We start from the raw sequence: 13,761 nt of genomic DNA, 5'->3' as shown, positions 1-13,761 counted from the left end.
CGTCCGGCCGTCTCTCCGACCCGTCAGCACCACCTCAGCAGCGCCGGTGAAGGGGGTTCTAAGTATTACCAGCAAAAGCCGCAAGCAGAAAATTACATCCTGCGCGATTTTTTTGCCATTTGTGATTTACTTATTATTTTTCAACACGTTAATCGCCCGCTCCCTTGGCCCAGAAAACCGTTTCCAGATTGAAGCGGAGCCATAAGGATACGGGCAACACTGAAGACACTACACACTCACCCTATATTTAGTGAGTCCGCAGACCGTTCCTACAAGAGCAATCCGACTCGCCCTGTTCAACCGACTCAGATTTGCGCCAACTTGCGCGACTCATTCCGAGCCTCGGACGTCGAAATTGTCATGTGTCGATTGCCTGGCCTTGCGCACTGACCCCGAATACGGTCAGGTCATCAGAAAGATGCGTTCGCACGGTAACATGACCTTTTCACACCCCGACTCTTTCCCGCGCATAAGAACCGTTGGCTTGGATGGCCTGTTGATCTCATTCGCCGATACGATGGCGGAACCCCCAAACCGGGCGGCGCTGGCATTTCTCAGCGCAATCGATTCACTGGACTGGGAAGGCGTGATTGAAACCTCCGCCTCATTGGCATCAGCCTATATCCGGTTCGATCCCCTCCGGCTGACACATACTGAAATCAATGAACGTGTTGAACAGGTGCTGAGGCAACAAGATTGGTATCATGCGCCCTTGCCGGCTGGTCGCCGCCTGTGGCACGTGCCCACTGTATATGGAGGCGAACTTGCGCCACAGCTGGATGAAGCAGCAGCGGCAGCAGGGCTGTCTGCCCCTGAGGCAATACGGCGCCTGAGCGAAACGCGCGTTCGCGTTCTGACCATCGGCTTCGCACCAGGGCAACCCTATCTCGGGCCGCTGGGACCAGAGTTCAACATTCCGCGCCTCAAGGAGCTCACCCCAATGGTGCCAGAAGGGGCGCTTGTTCTGGCAATTTCTCAGTTCGTGCTGTTTTCCGGCCCGACTCCAACCGGGTGGCGGCATGTGGGCCAGACGGCCTTTCGCTGCTTCCGACCCGAAGCAGAACAAAGTTTTGCGCTGCGCCCCGGCGATGAGATGCAGTTCCTGCCGGTCTCGGCGGCGGAACTAGAGGATATCCGGGCAAAGGATGGTGACGGTTCGGGCGGAGCGACCTGTGAGGAGTTGCCGGGATGAGTCTGCGCGTGCTCAAAATCGGCCCCGCTTGTACCGTACAGGATCAGGGGCGCACTGGATATCTGGTTCAGGGCCTATCCCGTTCCGGAGCCGCGGACCAGCTTGCGCTGCACGAAGGCGCAGCCCTGTTAGGACATAGTCCAAGTTGCGCCGCGTTGGAAATGGCGGGGATGGGCGGCACGTTCGAGGCCGCACAGCCGATGAACATTGCGCTGACCGGTGCGCCGATGCAGGCCAGCATTGATGGCAGCCCGGCCGTTTGGAACGCCTCCCATACACTTGAGGCTGGTCAGCAATTGGTGATCGGGGCCGTGATGCAGGGCAATTACGGCTACCTGCATATCGGTGGTGGAATCGATGCTCCGGAATTTCTGGGGTCCCGCTCCGTGCACCTGACAGCGAAAGTCGGGCGCGTGGTGCAGGCAGGTGATGTGTTATCGGCCGGATCGCGCATAGCGGATGTCGGGATGAAATTGCGCTCAGACGACCGGTTTACCGGAGGCGTTCTGCGCGTGGTGGCCAGTTTTCAGACCTCTCTGTTCGATCAGGACACCCTTGACCGATTTTCCCAAACAACTTTTCGCCGAGGTGCGCGGGCCAACCGGATGGGAATGCAGTTGGACAGCGACGGCGAAGGCTTTGCCGCCAAGGGGCAACTGAATATTTTGTCTGAGGTCATCACCCCCGGAGACATTCAGATGACCGGCACCGGCAATCCCTTTATTCTTCTGCCTGAATGCCAGACCACGGGGGGCTACCCCCGCATTGCAACCGTTCTGCCCTGCGACCTGCCCCGCGTAGCGCAAACCCCGGCGGGTGGACAGATCCGGTTCGAATTCGTCTCTATGGACCAGGCCGTTGCCCTGCACGCGACTTACCTTGCCGATCTTGAGCGCCTGCCGGGGCGGGTGGAGCCTTTGGTCCGCGATCCGCATGACATTCTTGATCTGTTGTCCTACCAATTGATCGGTGGAATGATCTCTGCCACTGACTAAGGAGAATTGCCGATGCCCAGCGTCGATCTGAATGCCGATATAGGAGAGAGCTTTGGCCCCTGGAAAATGGGGGACGATGAAAGCCTGCTTAAGATCATCACCTCGGCGAATATAGCTTGCGGATTTCACGCAGGCGATCCGGATGTGATGGCAAGGACGATTGCGCTGGCAAATGAAAACGGCGTGGGCGTTGGCGCGCATCCTGGTTTTCCAGATCTACAGGGATTTGGGCGGCGCAACATGAAAGTACCCTATGACAGTCTGCGCAATCTGGTACGGTTTCAGCTGGGCGCAGCGAAGGGAATGGCCAGGGCAGTTGGCACCGAAGTGCGACACCTGAAACTGCACGGAGCGCTGGCAAACATGTGCTCGGTCGATATCGACATGGCGCGGGCTTGCTATCAGGGCGCTTTGGATGTGGACCCGGACATTGTCATCATGGTGCTGGCCGTAACCAAACAGGAAGAGGCTGCGCGGGAACTGGGCTGCAAATGGGTCGGCGAGATATTCGCGGACCGTGCTTACAATGACGACGGCACTCTGGTTGATCGCAGCCTTCCGGGCGCGGTTATCCATGATCCCGACCTTGCCGGGCCCCGCATCCTGAACATGGTTCGTGAAGGCGCAATCATAACCGAAAGCGGTCAAAGGCTGGAAACATCGATCGATACGATCTGCCTGCACGGCGACGGGCCGACGGCCGTGCAAATCGCCCAGTCCGTGCGTAAAAACCTGATCGACGGTGGTGTTGAGGTGACGAAATTCATTCGTTAACCACCTCGACGTAAGACAGACGCTCCATCTTCTTATTGTTGCCTGCGCAGATATCAGACCCTAGCATGCCTGCAAGTGCATGTTCTGAATACCGGAAATCCAGGCAACGTTTTAATCGGCCGTGGTCGGCGAGACGCAAGGAGGTAATTTAATGTCTTTTGATTTGATGTCTTATGAGCCCCGAGGAGACAAGAAGAACTCGGACTTCTTCAACGAATACCTGCCGAAGATTTACGAGCGGCGCAACAAATCGGGTGTCGCTGATCTGGTCGGTCCCATGCAGGCGATCGTCATTCAGGTCGAGACCGCAGCGCAATTCGATACCCTGATAGAACTATATGTGATGACGCCCTACCGTCATACGGCCACGTTTTTGGGGCAAACCCATAAATTCTCGGTTCTGCATACCCATTCCGACTATCCTGCGCTGCTCGTAATGGCACCGCTCAGCCCGAGCTTTGACGACTTTATCCCCCGCATTAACCGGATGTACCCACTGGCACGCAACACTCCGCAGACCCGCTATGTCGGAGAGATTTATGGTGCGGTCGACCTGAAAACCCTCAGCAAGACGCTTGAAGATCAGAATGTCCGGTTCGAATACAGCGGTGATACCGAGAACCCGTTCTACACATTAGATGGGTTCTGTTTTACCACACCGTCCGATTTCACCTGCAACCGGGTCGGCTATTCCACACTGGATTTCAACGACCCCGACAGTCTGGGCCTCGGTGACCGGGTGTTGCTGAGCGATGCTGAGCAGGCACAGCTGGATCAGGCCGCTGCATTTGGTACGGGCAGCAAGATTTCACCTTTGATGCTTGGGATCGACCATCTTGCAACGCGCATTCTGGCCGGTGAACGTGAGGATGCAATCCTCGAGTTTCTGACCATGGTGCCCTATTATTTCTGGGGGGCGTACAACATCTTCGACATGAACTCGTCCACCAATGTGAACCGCAACCCGAATGTGGACGATGACAAGAAGTCGCCCGCCAAGGTGTTTACCGCCAACAATACGCCCTCATTCGTCAATTCCTTCGCAAAGCTGCCGATGCCGACCGAGGATTTCGTTCGCAATTTCGGCCGTCGCCTGCATCATATGGCCGTCGAGATTCAGGATGGCGATCATAACGCCGGAGAGAAGAACGTCGACTTTGTGGTGAACACGCTCAAAGACAAAGGCGTGCCGTTCCTGGCCCACGTGGTGGGCGAGTGCAAAGACGATCCGAATCTGAAGCAAATCTTCTCGAAACACTCGAAAAACACACTGCTGATCACCGAGTATATCGAGCGTTGCCATAAGTATGACGGGTTCTTCACCAAGGACAATGTGGCCGCATTGACGGCCGCCGCCGGGCAGGATGAGCAATACCAGCACGGCCATGTCTTCGACTGACAAAAAAAGGCTGCGAGTTTCCTCGCAGCCCAGATCCATCCAGGAGAGTATGTCGGGTCTTATGACGGCCCGATCATGAAACAAGTAACGTTGCGGGCCTGAAGCCTGCGGCAGGCCAGATCAGCCTGTTCGCGGGTCATGCCCTGAAATGTTGCTTCAAACCCGCGCGAGCTTTGGTTCACCTTGCGCAGCGTGCCTTCCAGAGTGGTCATTTCCGACAGGGCGGTTTTCAGCAAAACCTTCTCGGCCTCATATCGGGTGGTATAGCGGCCGACATTGACGCCCCACAAATGCCCGCCTGATGTGGACAGACGGGTAACGATTTCCTGTTCGGGTTCGGGTTGTACGTTCGGATCAGTTGACGCCAGAACCAGATCTTCCGGGCGCGCGGCGGGTCGCGTCGTATCGTCGGTTGGCGCCTGGATATCAGCCGCCGCGATCGCCGCGGCGATACCGTTTTGAATGCGGGCGCCATTCTTGGCGGCCGTTGCGGCGACTGTCCCCGCCACCTGTACGGCGGCACCCGGTCCCGGACGCAGAACAGGCCGCAGACTTGTGGTCGGCGCTCCGACCAGGCTTGCTACCTTCACGCCCAATCCGGCATTCCCTGCATAAGCCGGACGGGCCGGTTTGCGGATCGGGGCCCGCGACGGTGCGCGGCGGAAACCCATGTCCAGCAATTCGGCCACTTTGGCGTTACGCGACGCGCCGGATTTACCGCCGAAGACAGTGGCGATGATGCGTTCGTCTTTGCGTTTTGCGGAAGCAACAAGATTAAAACCCGCGGCGCGGGTGTATCCGGTCTTGATCCCGTCGGCACCGCTGTAGGCGGCCAGCAGGCGACGGTTGGTGTTCGGAACCGTCTTGATCCCGGCATGAGTCGATTGACGCGAGAACAGATTATAATACTGCGGGTAGTCGTACAGCAGGTGACGCCCCAGAGTGGTCATGTCCCGCGCAGTCGAGAGGTGACCCGATTCTGTCAGACCATGCGCGTTTTTGAACGTTGTGCGACTCATGCCCATGGCCTTGGCGGTGCGAGTCATGCGGCGCGCGAATGCTGCCTCGGACCCGCTGAGGGCGATTCCGATTGCCGTCGCCGCGTCATTGGCCGACTTCACCGCTGCTGCTCGGATCAGATAGCGGAACGCGATCGTCTGCCCTGAGCGCAGGCCCAGTTTCGATGGCGGCTCGGACGCGGCTTTTTTGGTGATACGAACCTGCGTATCCAACTCGATCTCACCATTCCGCACCGCCTCGAACGCAATGTAGAGGGTCATCATTTTGGTCAGCGAGGCCGGGTGCAACCGTGTATCGGCATTGCGCGAATGCAGCACTTCTCCGGTGCGTGCATCAATTACCATCGCCGCGTACGGCGCAGCCGCCCCTTGCAACGGCGCAAAGGAAAGCAACCACAAGAATGCTATAAGAAATAAGCCCATTCGGGCCGGAACTGTCCGCCGAACCTGCACGATCTTTGCCTCTGTCTACCTCGTGCCGCCGGGTTTTCCCGGTCGGCCAATCATTTATTTTATTACCTGACAGGCTAGCATAGGGGCCGGACTAAATAAACCGAAAGCTCACTATTTCGCTGTTTCGTTATCCGCCCACAGACACACTACATGTTGCCACGGATGAGAATGACCCCACCAAATCCACGAAAATGACAAGATTGTGCCGAATACATAAACCGAATTTTCGGAACTGAGACCAATCGGCAACATCAGCTTAACGCCCTGATGAGCCCTGCCAGTTCACCCAGATCCCGCAACTCCCGGAATCGCGGATTGTCTGTTGGTGTTTCGGCCTGCTCTACTTCCCAGACCAGACCGTGCGGAACGTGCACACCCCAGCACCCGGCCTCAATCGGTGCCACCACATCAGACCGCATCGAGTTTCCGACCATCATCGCGCGCGCAGGCCCATCGCCGTATCGCGCAAAGATATCACGATAGGTCTGCGGTGTTTTCTCGGACACGATTTCCACTTCGTCGAACAGTTCCCCCAACCCCGACTGCGCCAGCTTTCTTTCCTGATCTATCAGATCGCCCTTGGTGATCAGCACAACCCGATGAGTCGCAGCTACACCCTCGATCGCCTCCCGGGCACAAGGCAGCAGCTCTATCGGATGGGCTAACATCTCTTGCCCCGCTTCGATCAGTTGTCGAATGACCGAGGCCGGAACGCGATCCTCTGTCACCTCGACCGCGGTTTCGATCATTGAAAGCGTAAAGCCTTTGATTCCATAACCGTAATGGCGAATGTTACGCTTTTCGGCCGCCAGCAAGCGTTCCAGCAAGTGGCCCCGGTCGGCGTGATCCGCCAGCAATTCGGTGAAATAGGTCTGTGTCAGTTGGAAAAAACGCTCGTTGTGCCACAAAGTATCGTCCGCATCGAACCCGATTGTGGTAAGATTTTGACCCATGTCGAATACGTCCTGCTGGCTCTTTTCTCTGGCTGGTTCGACGTTATATAACCGCAATGATAAACCGAAGCCTGAATCGGACAGTAGGACGCAATGCTTGAATACCCATGGATGATGTCTGACAAATCGGACGACGACCCTGATACGTCGGTCCTGGTACAGACGCGCCCTAAGACCAAGCGTCCACCGCTGTACAAGGTTCTGCTGCTGAACGACGACTACACCCCGATGGAGTTCGTCGTGCACGTGCTGGAGCGGTTTTTCAGCATGACCCATGCGCAGGCTTTCGAAATTATGCTGACGGTCCACAAGAAAGGCGTGGCAGTCGTGGGTGTGTTCAGCCACGAGATTGCCGAAACCAAGGTCGGGCAGGTCATGGATTTCGCCCGCAGGCACCAGCACCCCCTGCAATGCACCATGGAACGCGAAGAATAAGGCGCCCCGGGCCTGACCGCTGTATCGGATTAGCTTATGTCCCCTCGCCTTGATCTTGCCCTGCAAAGCGGCCTGGTGCTGTCGCAACCCTTGACCGTGATCGGATCGACGCCGGATCATGACCTGTCAGACCTGCCGCGCGAAACGCAGGTGGTGCAGCCTTTCAAGCCCTTTCACGACCATTTCGCGGAACGGGGTTTTGCTGTCGTGCCCGAAACCCAGGACATGTGTCAGGACGCCATCGTGATCCTGCCCCGCGCCAAGGCCTTGGCCCGCAGCCAGGTGTATCAGGCCTGCAGCCGTTCCAGCGGTGTAGTAGTGGTGGACGGGGCTAAAACCGACGGCGTGGACGGCCTGTTGAAGGACATTCGCAAGCGTGTCCCGGTCGAAGGGCCAATTTCCAAATCGCATGGAAAAATCTTCTGGTTTCAGTCGGACTCGCAGGTTTTTGCGGATTGGGCGGCACCGGAAAACCAGATGGCAGACGGATACCAAACGGCTCCGGGCGTGTTTTCCGCCGACGGTATCGACCCAGCCTCGGCCTTGTTGCATGAAACTCTGCCCGACAAGCTGGGTGCACGGGTCGCTGATCTGGGCGCCGGGTGGGGCTTTCTGTCTGCTGGCCTGCTGAATGCAGCGGATCTGAAAGCACTGCATCTGGTCGAAGCTGACCATGCCGCGCTGAATTGCGCCCGCACAAATGTTCCTGATCCCCGCGCCCGGTTTCATTGGGCCGACGCGGTCACATGGCGGGCACCGGACCCGATCGACACGGTTGTGATGAACCCACCGTTCCACACATCGCGCAGTGCTGAACCCGCACTGGGACAGGGCTTTATCAGGTCCGCTGCCAAAAACCTGACCCGCAACGGCACCTTGTGGCTGGTTGCCAATCGCCACCTGCCCTATGAAACAACGCTGACCCAAACATTTGCGCATGTCGAAGAGGTGGCCGGCGACAATCGGTTCAAGGTGTTTCACGCCTCTCGCCCTCAGCGATGATCCCGGTTAACCTGCGCCGCAATTCAGGAGGAAACGCATGTCCTTTTCCATAGCTGGCAAAACAGCAATCGTGACGGGCGGCGCTAGCGGCGTCGGGCTGGCTATCGGCCGCCACTTTGCCGATGCCGGCGCCAATGTGATGTTCGCCGACATGGACGAAAAGCGTCTGTCCGAGGAACTGGGCGAGCAGGCCGATGACAGCAACATCCGATTTTTCGCCGGAGACCTGCGCGAAAAGCTGACGATCGCCAACCTTTTGTCAGCCACCATCGACGCCTTCGAACAGGTGGACATCCTGATCAACGGCGCGCGTCAGGTGATCCCGTCCGATCCCCTGGATACCGAAGACGACTCGGTGCGAACCCTTCTGAATCAGAACCTGATGCCCGCGCTGCGCCTGAGCCAGCTGGTTGCTAAACGGATGATCAAGCAGACGAGCGATGACGATGAAGACCCGGCCGGATCAATTATTAATCTGTCTTCGATTGCCGCGCGGCGTACGCATCCCGATCTGATGGCCTATTCCGTATCGACGGCCGCTCTGGACCAGATGACCCGCTCTCTGGCCGTTGCCCTGGCTCCGAACCGCATCCGCGTGAACTCGATTGCGCTGGGGTCTGTGATGAGTGCGTCGCTGCAATCGACCCTGAAAGAAAACCGTGATTTCCGGGACGATATCGAGAAACACACGCCGTTGGCCCGTATCGCAGCACCGACCGAACTGACCGAGACCGCGCAGTTCCTGGCCTCGGATGCGGCCGGGTTCATCACCGGACAAATCCTGACCATTGACGGCGGCCGCACCCTGCTGGACCCCGTTGCAGCCCCGGCCCACTAAGCACAATGTTCGACACCGAAAAAGCCACCGCCTCCGCCTGGTTCCGTCAATTGCGCGACGAGATCGTCACTGCATTCGAGGCCTTGGAAGACAGCCACGAGACCGGACCATTCTCGGATGCCAGGCCCGGACGGTTCGAGGTCAAGGAGACCACGCGCCAATCCGATGATGGAGCGGACGCGGGCGGCGGTTTGATGTCGGTTATGCGCGGAGGCCGTGTATTCGAGAAGGTCGGCGTAAACGTCTCGACCGTGTTCGGCACACTGGGTGAACGCGCACAGACCGCCATGGCAGCGCGAAAGGGCATTCCAGGCATGACCGAAGACCCCAGATTCTGGGCCTCAGGTGTCTCACTGGTTGCGCATATGCAAAACCCGCATGTTCCGGCAGTTCATATGAACACGCGTATGTTCTGGACGCCCCATGCGTGGTGGTTTGGTGGTGGGTCAGACCTGAACCCATGTATCGAATACGATGACGACACGGCCCATTTCCACAACACACAGAAGGCCTACCTGGATCCGCACGGACCGGCCCATTACCCGCGCCTCAAAGACTGGGCTGACGAGTATTTCTATATCCCTCACCGAAAACGCGCCCGTGGTGTCGGCGGTATCTTCATGGACGATTACTGCACCGGCGATTGGGCAGCGGATTTTGCGCTGACGCAGGATATTGGCCGCGCCTTTCTGCCCGCGTTTCTTCCGCTGGTCGAAAAGCGCCGCGTTCAAGGCTTTGGAGATGAGGACAAGGACACCCAGCTTGTGCATCGTGGGCTCTATGCCGAATACAATCTGGTCTACGACCGCGGCACCAAATTCGGGCTGGAAACCGGACACGACCCGGATGCCGTCCTCATGAGCCTGCCGCCGCTGGCCAAGTGGGTCTGATAAGCAGTCAGAACCCAAAATCCATGAGGTTGTCATAGCAATAGCCCTGCGCCGAGGCCGCCGACAAATTCGCGCCCACGCGTTTGACCGTGACCGAATACCCCTTAGAGGTATCGGCCCCCTCGGGCGGGGTCAGCGAAAACTGTACCGTCCTTGTTTGCTTGTCGTAGGCTCTGGCAATGTAGATGCGCTGGGTTGCTTGTGTTCTGAGGGTACGAATGGCGAAGTCACCGATGCCACACCAATAAGCGACAGGCGCCGAAGTACCGTGTGTTGCGACTTCGTACACCCCGTTCTTCAGGGGTGTGACCGTGGTTCGATATGCCGGATTAATACCTATGCCAAACCCGACGGCCTGCGCCAAACCTGGCAACACTGCCAATGTCACCACGCCAGACACTCTCCAAAACCGCATAGCAAATATCCTTAAACACAAACTGTTTCAGCCACAGATCATAATGGACACAAGGTGTGAGTAAAGTTCGCGGCACCATGGTTGGGTCTCAACCAAAACTCCAGCGCATGGACACAGCATTCAAAATAGTATCATTTCAAAACTTTAGAGGTTAGAATCCGATAATCTGGTTTGGAACGGGGCGTGTATTGAGCAAGACATTCCCAGAGGGCTGGTTCGACATTCCGCCCGAAAAATACGCGGATTTCGGCGCTATGTTTTACTTGGCCGGGCTTACAAAAACGCACCAGAAACGCAGTCTCACTCAGGTTCTGTACGCATTTGAAACGCCGTTTCGGCTTGGGCAATACCACATCTTTCGCCAAAACGGCTTTCCCCGAGGGTTTGTAACCTTCGCAGGCCTGAGCCCCGAGGTCGAGCACAGATACGCGGTACTGGAATCCCCTCTTAAGGACGCGGATTTCACCAGCGGGCCCTCGTTCTGGATTATCGACCTTGTAGCTCCGTTCGGCCAGACCAATCAGATCGTGGATATTCTGAAAAAAGACATTCCGCACCCACGCGTTCGCACAAACCGGATGGACAGCGATATGACACGGAACCGGATCGTCGAATGGACACGGGATGACGCGGGCGAGGTTCATATGCGTCTTTATCGTAAAAAGGAATTCAAGCAGATCCTTCAACAGGAGGGGTCGTGACATGGTATCCATAACAGGAGAAACGACGGGGCTGGTGACCAACAACCCTCCAAACCAGGCAACAGGCGATCTGGATGTGGTAAGTATTGGCACGGTGACGTCCCAGAACTGGACGATATCATCTCCGCCCGCTTTCGGAACTGCCAGTATAGACCCCAACACCGGCGACTGGACCTATACGGTTGATCAGGTTTTCTTCGACAGCCTTGATGATGGCGAAATCGTCAGTGACACGTTCACCGTTCAGGTCACAGGGACGGTTGACCTCGGGTTCACCACATTCCCGTTTACCCTTACTCAGAACGTCACCATCACGATCGAAGGGGTGTGCTTCACGGCCGGCACACTGATCGAAACAGAAAGCGGCATTCGACCAATTGAAACCCTGGCTGTCGGCGATCACATCTGTACCGCCGATCATGGGTTGCAACCGATCCGCTGGATCGAAAGCAGCGCGCTGGACCCTGAGCGATTACGAGACAACCCGGCGATGCGCCCCGTCCGGATCAACGCGGGCAGCCTTGGCCCCAATACGCCCAGCCGCGACCTGCTCGTGTCACAGCAGCATCGTATTCTGGTCCGTGGCCCTAAGGTCGAATTGTTGTTCGGAGTGCCCGAAGCCCTGATCGCGGCCAAGCACCTGTGTACCTGGCCCGGCATCGCCGTTGAGACTTCGGAAATGCCCGTGGAATACCTCCATATCCTGCTGGACAACCACGAAATTCTGATGGCTGAGGGCGCATTGGCAGAAAGCCTGTATCTGGGCGAGGAAGCTCTGCACACGTTATCCTCGGAGGCCCTTCAGGAACTGGCCGCGATATTTCCGGAGACGGCCACGCCCGCAGGGACAGGCTTTGGACGCGCTGCACGCATGATCCTACGGGAATACGAAGCACTTGCACTGGCCTAAGGCGCGTTTAGGCGTCCTCCGACGTCCTGTGGCGCCAGAGCTACCGTCTTGATCACCGCAAAACAGGGCCTGCCCGTTTCCAGCCCCAGCGCCTGAACCGAGCGGCGGGTGACGCGGGCCAGAACGGAACCGGCGGAAGTTTTGACCGACACGATAGCACCAGGCCCTTCACCCGCCCGGATCGTATCTACGACGCCCTCCAGCACGTTCAGGGCTGACAATCCTTCGGGCCGCTTGTTCGACAGGATGACCTCCTGCGCGGGGATACGAATGCGCAGGGCTTCTCCGATCTGATGCGGTATGTGCGGCAGGAACAGGCGCGCACCGCCTGCCTCCAGCTCGGTCAGCCCGTCCGCGTGGTGTTCGCGGACCCGGACCTGAATCACCGCACCAATAGCCCGCACACCTGCCGGGGCCACTGACGGGTCTGCCATCACTTCTGACGCTGGACCATGTCGCACCACTTTGCCATCCTGCAAGGCGACAACCGATGTCGCCAGCCGCGCGACCTCGGCGGCGGAATGAGTGACGTAGAGAATAGGAACCGAAACCTCATCCCGCAGCCGCTCGAAATAGGGCAGGATCTCAGCCTTGCGCTCATCATCCAGCGCGGCCAAAGGCTCATCTGCCAGTATCAGGCGCGGGCTCGCCAAAAGTGCGCGACCAATGGCGACACGCTGTTTTTCACCGCCCGACAGACCAGCGGGTCGGCGGTCCAGCAGGTGACCAATCCCCAGCATCTCGATCACCTTGTCCGGGTTTTCGCGGCGCGCACCCCTGGGGGCGAACCAGCGTCCATAGGACAGGTTCTGGCGCACGGTCAGATGCGGGAACAGGCGGCCCTCCTGAAAGATATAGCCCAACCGCCGTCGATGTGGCGGCAACCAGAGATTCTGCTCGGTATCAAACAACTCCCAGCCGTTGACAGCCACGCGCCCTGCCTTGGGCCGCAACAACCCGGCGACCGCATTGACGACCGTGGTTTTACCCGATCCCGAGCGTCCGAAAAGAACTGTAACACCCGCAGGCGCATCAAAACTGAGGTCCAGCTGGATATCCGGCAGATCATGTTGCAGGCGGACGGAGAGGCTCATGACCCGGACACCCGTGCAGCAGCGCGGCGACCGACATATTCCGACAAAAGCAGCGCCCCCATGGCGATGACGATCGAAATCACGACCAGCCGGGTCGCCGCACCTTCACCCCCCGGCACCTGCAAAAACGCATAGACAGCTGAGGGCAAAGTCTGGGTCTGACCCGGAATGTTTGAGACAAATGTAATGGTTGCGCCGAATTCGCCCATCGCCTTGGCAAAAGCAAGAATGGCCCCTGCGATCACGCCCGGCAAAATCATCGGCAGGGTAACAGTTGCAAAAACAAAGGCGCGAGACGCACCCAGCGTTGCACCGGCCTGTTCCAATTTTGGATCGACAGCCTCGATCGACAGGCGGATGGCGCGCACCATCAAGGGGAAGGCCATGATCCCCGCCGCCAGTGCCGCTCCGGTCCAGCGAAAGGCCACAACGATGCCAAATTCAGCCAGCAATCGACCCATCGGCCCCTGGATGCCAAAGGTCAGCAACAGCAGGTAACCCGTCACCACAGGCGGCATGATCAGTGGCAAATGCACCAACCCGTTCAGCAACTGGCGGCCAGGAAACCGCCAGCGGGCCAGCGCGTAGGCCACGAAAATTCCGAATGGCAATGTCACCAGCGTCGCCCAAAAGGACACGCGCAGTGACAGTCTCAGCGCCTCAAGTTCTGCAGGACCCAGCCACCCCATGC

Annotated in this window: 16 protein-coding genes; 11 read left to right on the top strand and 5 right to left on the bottom strand. The window is 58.0% G+C overall.

Features of this window, described 5'->3' with window-relative positions:
* The 5 genes from GOX66_RS25595 to GOX66_RS11010 all read left to right on the top strand — a co-directional run.
* A partial coding sequence (locus GOX66_RS25595) for a hypothetical protein (RefSeq protein ID WP_214652610.1) occupies window positions 1-192 on the top strand: 192 nt, incomplete at its 5' end.
* Window positions 193-436: 244 nt separating this feature from the next.
* On the top strand, window positions 437-1,192 hold the full coding sequence (locus tag GOX66_RS11025) for a 5-oxoprolinase subunit B family protein (RefSeq protein WP_170762535.1): 756 nt from the start codon (window positions 437-439) through the stop codon (window positions 1,190-1,192).
* Entirely contained in the window at window positions 1,189-2,187 is a 999-nt protein-coding gene (locus GOX66_RS11020; RefSeq protein WP_170762533.1) for a 5-oxoprolinase subunit C family protein, read from the top strand. Before GOX66_RS11025 ends, GOX66_RS11020 begins: the two co-directional genes overlap by 4 nt.
* A 12-nt stretch (window positions 2,188-2,199) precedes the next feature.
* Window positions 2,200-2,961 (top strand): LamB/YcsF family protein, encoded by a 762-nt coding sequence (locus GOX66_RS11015; RefSeq protein WP_170762531.1) that lies wholly within the window; start codon window positions 2,200-2,202, stop codon window positions 2,959-2,961.
* A gap of 151 nt (window positions 2,962-3,112) precedes the next feature.
* Window positions 3,113-4,360 (top strand): hypothetical protein, encoded by a 1,248-nt coding sequence (locus GOX66_RS11010; RefSeq protein WP_170762529.1) that lies wholly within the window; start codon window positions 3,113-3,115, stop codon window positions 4,358-4,360.
* Between the two features lie 59 nt (window positions 4,361-4,419).
* On the opposite strand, the gene GOX66_RS11005 is transcribed toward GOX66_RS11010, so the two are convergent.
* Together GOX66_RS11005 and GOX66_RS11000 are read right to left on the bottom strand one after the other, a co-directional pair.
* Window positions 4,420-5,802 (bottom strand): D-alanyl-D-alanine carboxypeptidase family protein, encoded by a 1,383-nt coding sequence (locus GOX66_RS11005; protein ID WP_170762527.1) that lies wholly within the window; start codon window positions 5,800-5,802, stop codon window positions 4,420-4,422.
* Between the two features lie 281 nt (window positions 5,803-6,083).
* Window positions 6,084-6,785, bottom strand: coding sequence for an HAD family hydrolase (locus GOX66_RS11000; RefSeq protein WP_170762525.1), 702 nt, complete (start codon window positions 6,783-6,785; stop codon window positions 6,084-6,086).
* Between the two features lie 93 nt (window positions 6,786-6,878).
* On the opposite strand from GOX66_RS11000, the gene clpS reads away from it, so the two are divergent.
* From clpS to hemF, 4 genes are read left to right on the top strand one after another with little or no spacing between them, the layout of a single operon-like run.
* Window positions 6,879-7,220 (top strand): ATP-dependent Clp protease adapter ClpS, encoded by a 342-nt coding sequence (clpS, locus tag GOX66_RS10995; protein ID WP_170762523.1) that lies wholly within the window; start codon window positions 6,879-6,881, stop codon window positions 7,218-7,220.
* A 36-nt stretch (window positions 7,221-7,256) separates the two neighbouring features.
* Window positions 7,257-8,222, top strand: coding sequence for a class I SAM-dependent methyltransferase (locus GOX66_RS10990; protein WP_170762521.1), 966 nt, complete (start codon window positions 7,257-7,259; stop codon window positions 8,220-8,222).
* 37 nt (window positions 8,223-8,259) lie between these two features.
* The gene (locus GOX66_RS10985) at window positions 8,260-9,060 is read left to right on the top strand and encodes an SDR family NAD(P)-dependent oxidoreductase (protein WP_170762519.1); all 801 of its coding nucleotides are present in this window, start codon (window positions 8,260-8,262) and stop codon (window positions 9,058-9,060) included.
* 5 nt (window positions 9,061-9,065) lie between these two features.
* Entirely contained in the window at window positions 9,066-9,950 is an 885-nt protein-coding gene (gene hemF / locus GOX66_RS10980) for an oxygen-dependent coproporphyrinogen oxidase (protein ID WP_170762517.1), read from the top strand.
* A 7-nt stretch (window positions 9,951-9,957) separates the two neighbouring features.
* On the opposite strand, the gene GOX66_RS10975 is transcribed toward hemF, so the two are convergent.
* Window positions 9,958-10,365, bottom strand: a complete 408-nt coding sequence (locus GOX66_RS10975) for a hypothetical protein (protein ID WP_170762515.1) — start codon at window positions 10,363-10,365, stop codon at window positions 9,958-9,960.
* Between the two features lie 188 nt (window positions 10,366-10,553).
* Here GOX66_RS10975 and GOX66_RS10970 point away from each other — a divergent pair, with 188 nt between their 5' ends.
* Window positions 10,554-11,066, top strand: a complete 513-nt coding sequence (locus GOX66_RS10970; protein WP_170762512.1) for a toxin-activating lysine-acyltransferase — start codon at window positions 10,554-10,556, stop codon at window positions 11,064-11,066.
* 1 nt (window position 11,067) lies between these two features.
* Entirely contained in the window at window positions 11,068-11,976 is a 909-nt protein-coding gene (locus tag GOX66_RS10965; RefSeq protein WP_170762510.1) for a Hint domain-containing protein, read from the top strand.
* On the opposite strand, the gene modC is transcribed toward GOX66_RS10965, so the two are convergent.
* Window positions 11,973-13,070 carry a molybdenum ABC transporter ATP-binding protein gene (gene modC, locus GOX66_RS10960; protein WP_170762508.1) on the bottom strand — a complete coding sequence of 366 codons (1,098 nt, stop codon included), beginning with the start codon at window positions 13,068-13,070 and terminating at the stop codon, window positions 11,973-11,975. The two genes, GOX66_RS10965 and modC, sit on opposite strands and share 4 nt — an antisense overlap.
* Window positions 13,067-13,759 (bottom strand): molybdate ABC transporter permease subunit, encoded by a 693-nt coding sequence (modB, locus tag GOX66_RS10955; RefSeq protein WP_170762506.1) that lies wholly within the window; start codon window positions 13,757-13,759, stop codon window positions 13,067-13,069. The genes modC and modB overlap by 4 nt, the downstream gene beginning before the upstream one ends.
* Window positions 13,760-13,761 lie beyond the last annotated feature (2 nt).

It is taken from the genome of Ruegeria lacuscaerulensis, from assembly GCF_013031245.1.
GTDB classification, from domain to species: Bacteria; Pseudomonadota; Alphaproteobacteria; order Rhodobacterales; family Rhodobacteraceae; genus Ruegeria; species Ruegeria lacuscaerulensis_C.
Note: the sequence above shows the minus strand (reverse complement) of the source record. Positions and strands in the feature narration are given on the sequence as shown.

Bases quoted from the DNA above. Each gene is read 5' to 3' on its own strand.
- GOX66_RS11020 (WP_170762533.1), top strand. From the start codon at position 1,189: ATGAGTCTGCGCGTGCTCAAAATCGGCCCCGCTTGTACCGTACAGGAT.
- GOX66_RS11010 (WP_170762529.1), top strand. From the start codon at position 3,113: ATGTCTTTTGATTTGATGTCTTATGAGCCCCGAGGAGACAAGAAGAAC.
- GOX66_RS10990 (WP_170762521.1), top strand. From the start codon at position 7,257: ATGTCCCCTCGCCTTGATCTTGCCCTGCAAAGCGGCCTGGTGCTGTCG.
- GOX66_RS11005 (WP_170762527.1), bottom strand. From the start codon at position 5,802: ATGGGCTTATTTCTTATAGCATTCTTGTGGTTGCTTTCCTTTGCGCCG.
- GOX66_RS10975 (WP_170762515.1), bottom strand. From the start codon at position 10,365: ATGCGGTTTTGGAGAGTGTCTGGCGTGGTGACATTGGCAGTGTTGCCA.
- GOX66_RS11015 (WP_170762531.1), top strand. From the start codon at position 2,200: ATGCCCAGCGTCGATCTGAATGCCGATATAGGAGAGAGCTTTGGCCCC.
- clpS (WP_170762523.1), top strand. From the start codon at position 6,879: ATGCTTGAATACCCATGGATGATGTCTGACAAATCGGACGACGACCCT.
- modB (WP_170762506.1), bottom strand. From the start codon at position 13,759: ATGGGGTGGCTGGGTCCTGCAGAACTTGAGGCGCTGAGACTGTCACTG.
- modC (WP_170762508.1), bottom strand. From the start codon at position 13,070: ATGAGCCTCTCCGTCCGCCTGCAACATGATCTGCCGGATATCCAGCTG.
- GOX66_RS10985 (WP_170762519.1), top strand. From the start codon at position 8,260: ATGTCCTTTTCCATAGCTGGCAAAACAGCAATCGTGACGGGCGGCGCT.
- GOX66_RS11000 (WP_170762525.1), bottom strand. From the start codon at position 6,785: ATGGGTCAAAATCTTACCACAATCGGGTTCGATGCGGACGATACTTTG.
- hemF (WP_170762517.1), top strand. From the start codon at position 9,066: ATGTTCGACACCGAAAAAGCCACCGCCTCCGCCTGGTTCCGTCAATTG.
- GOX66_RS10965 (WP_170762510.1), top strand. From the start codon at position 11,068: ATGGTATCCATAACAGGAGAAACGACGGGGCTGGTGACCAACAACCCT.
- GOX66_RS11025 (WP_170762535.1), top strand. From the start codon at position 437: ATGACCTTTTCACACCCCGACTCTTTCCCGCGCATAAGAACCGTTGGC.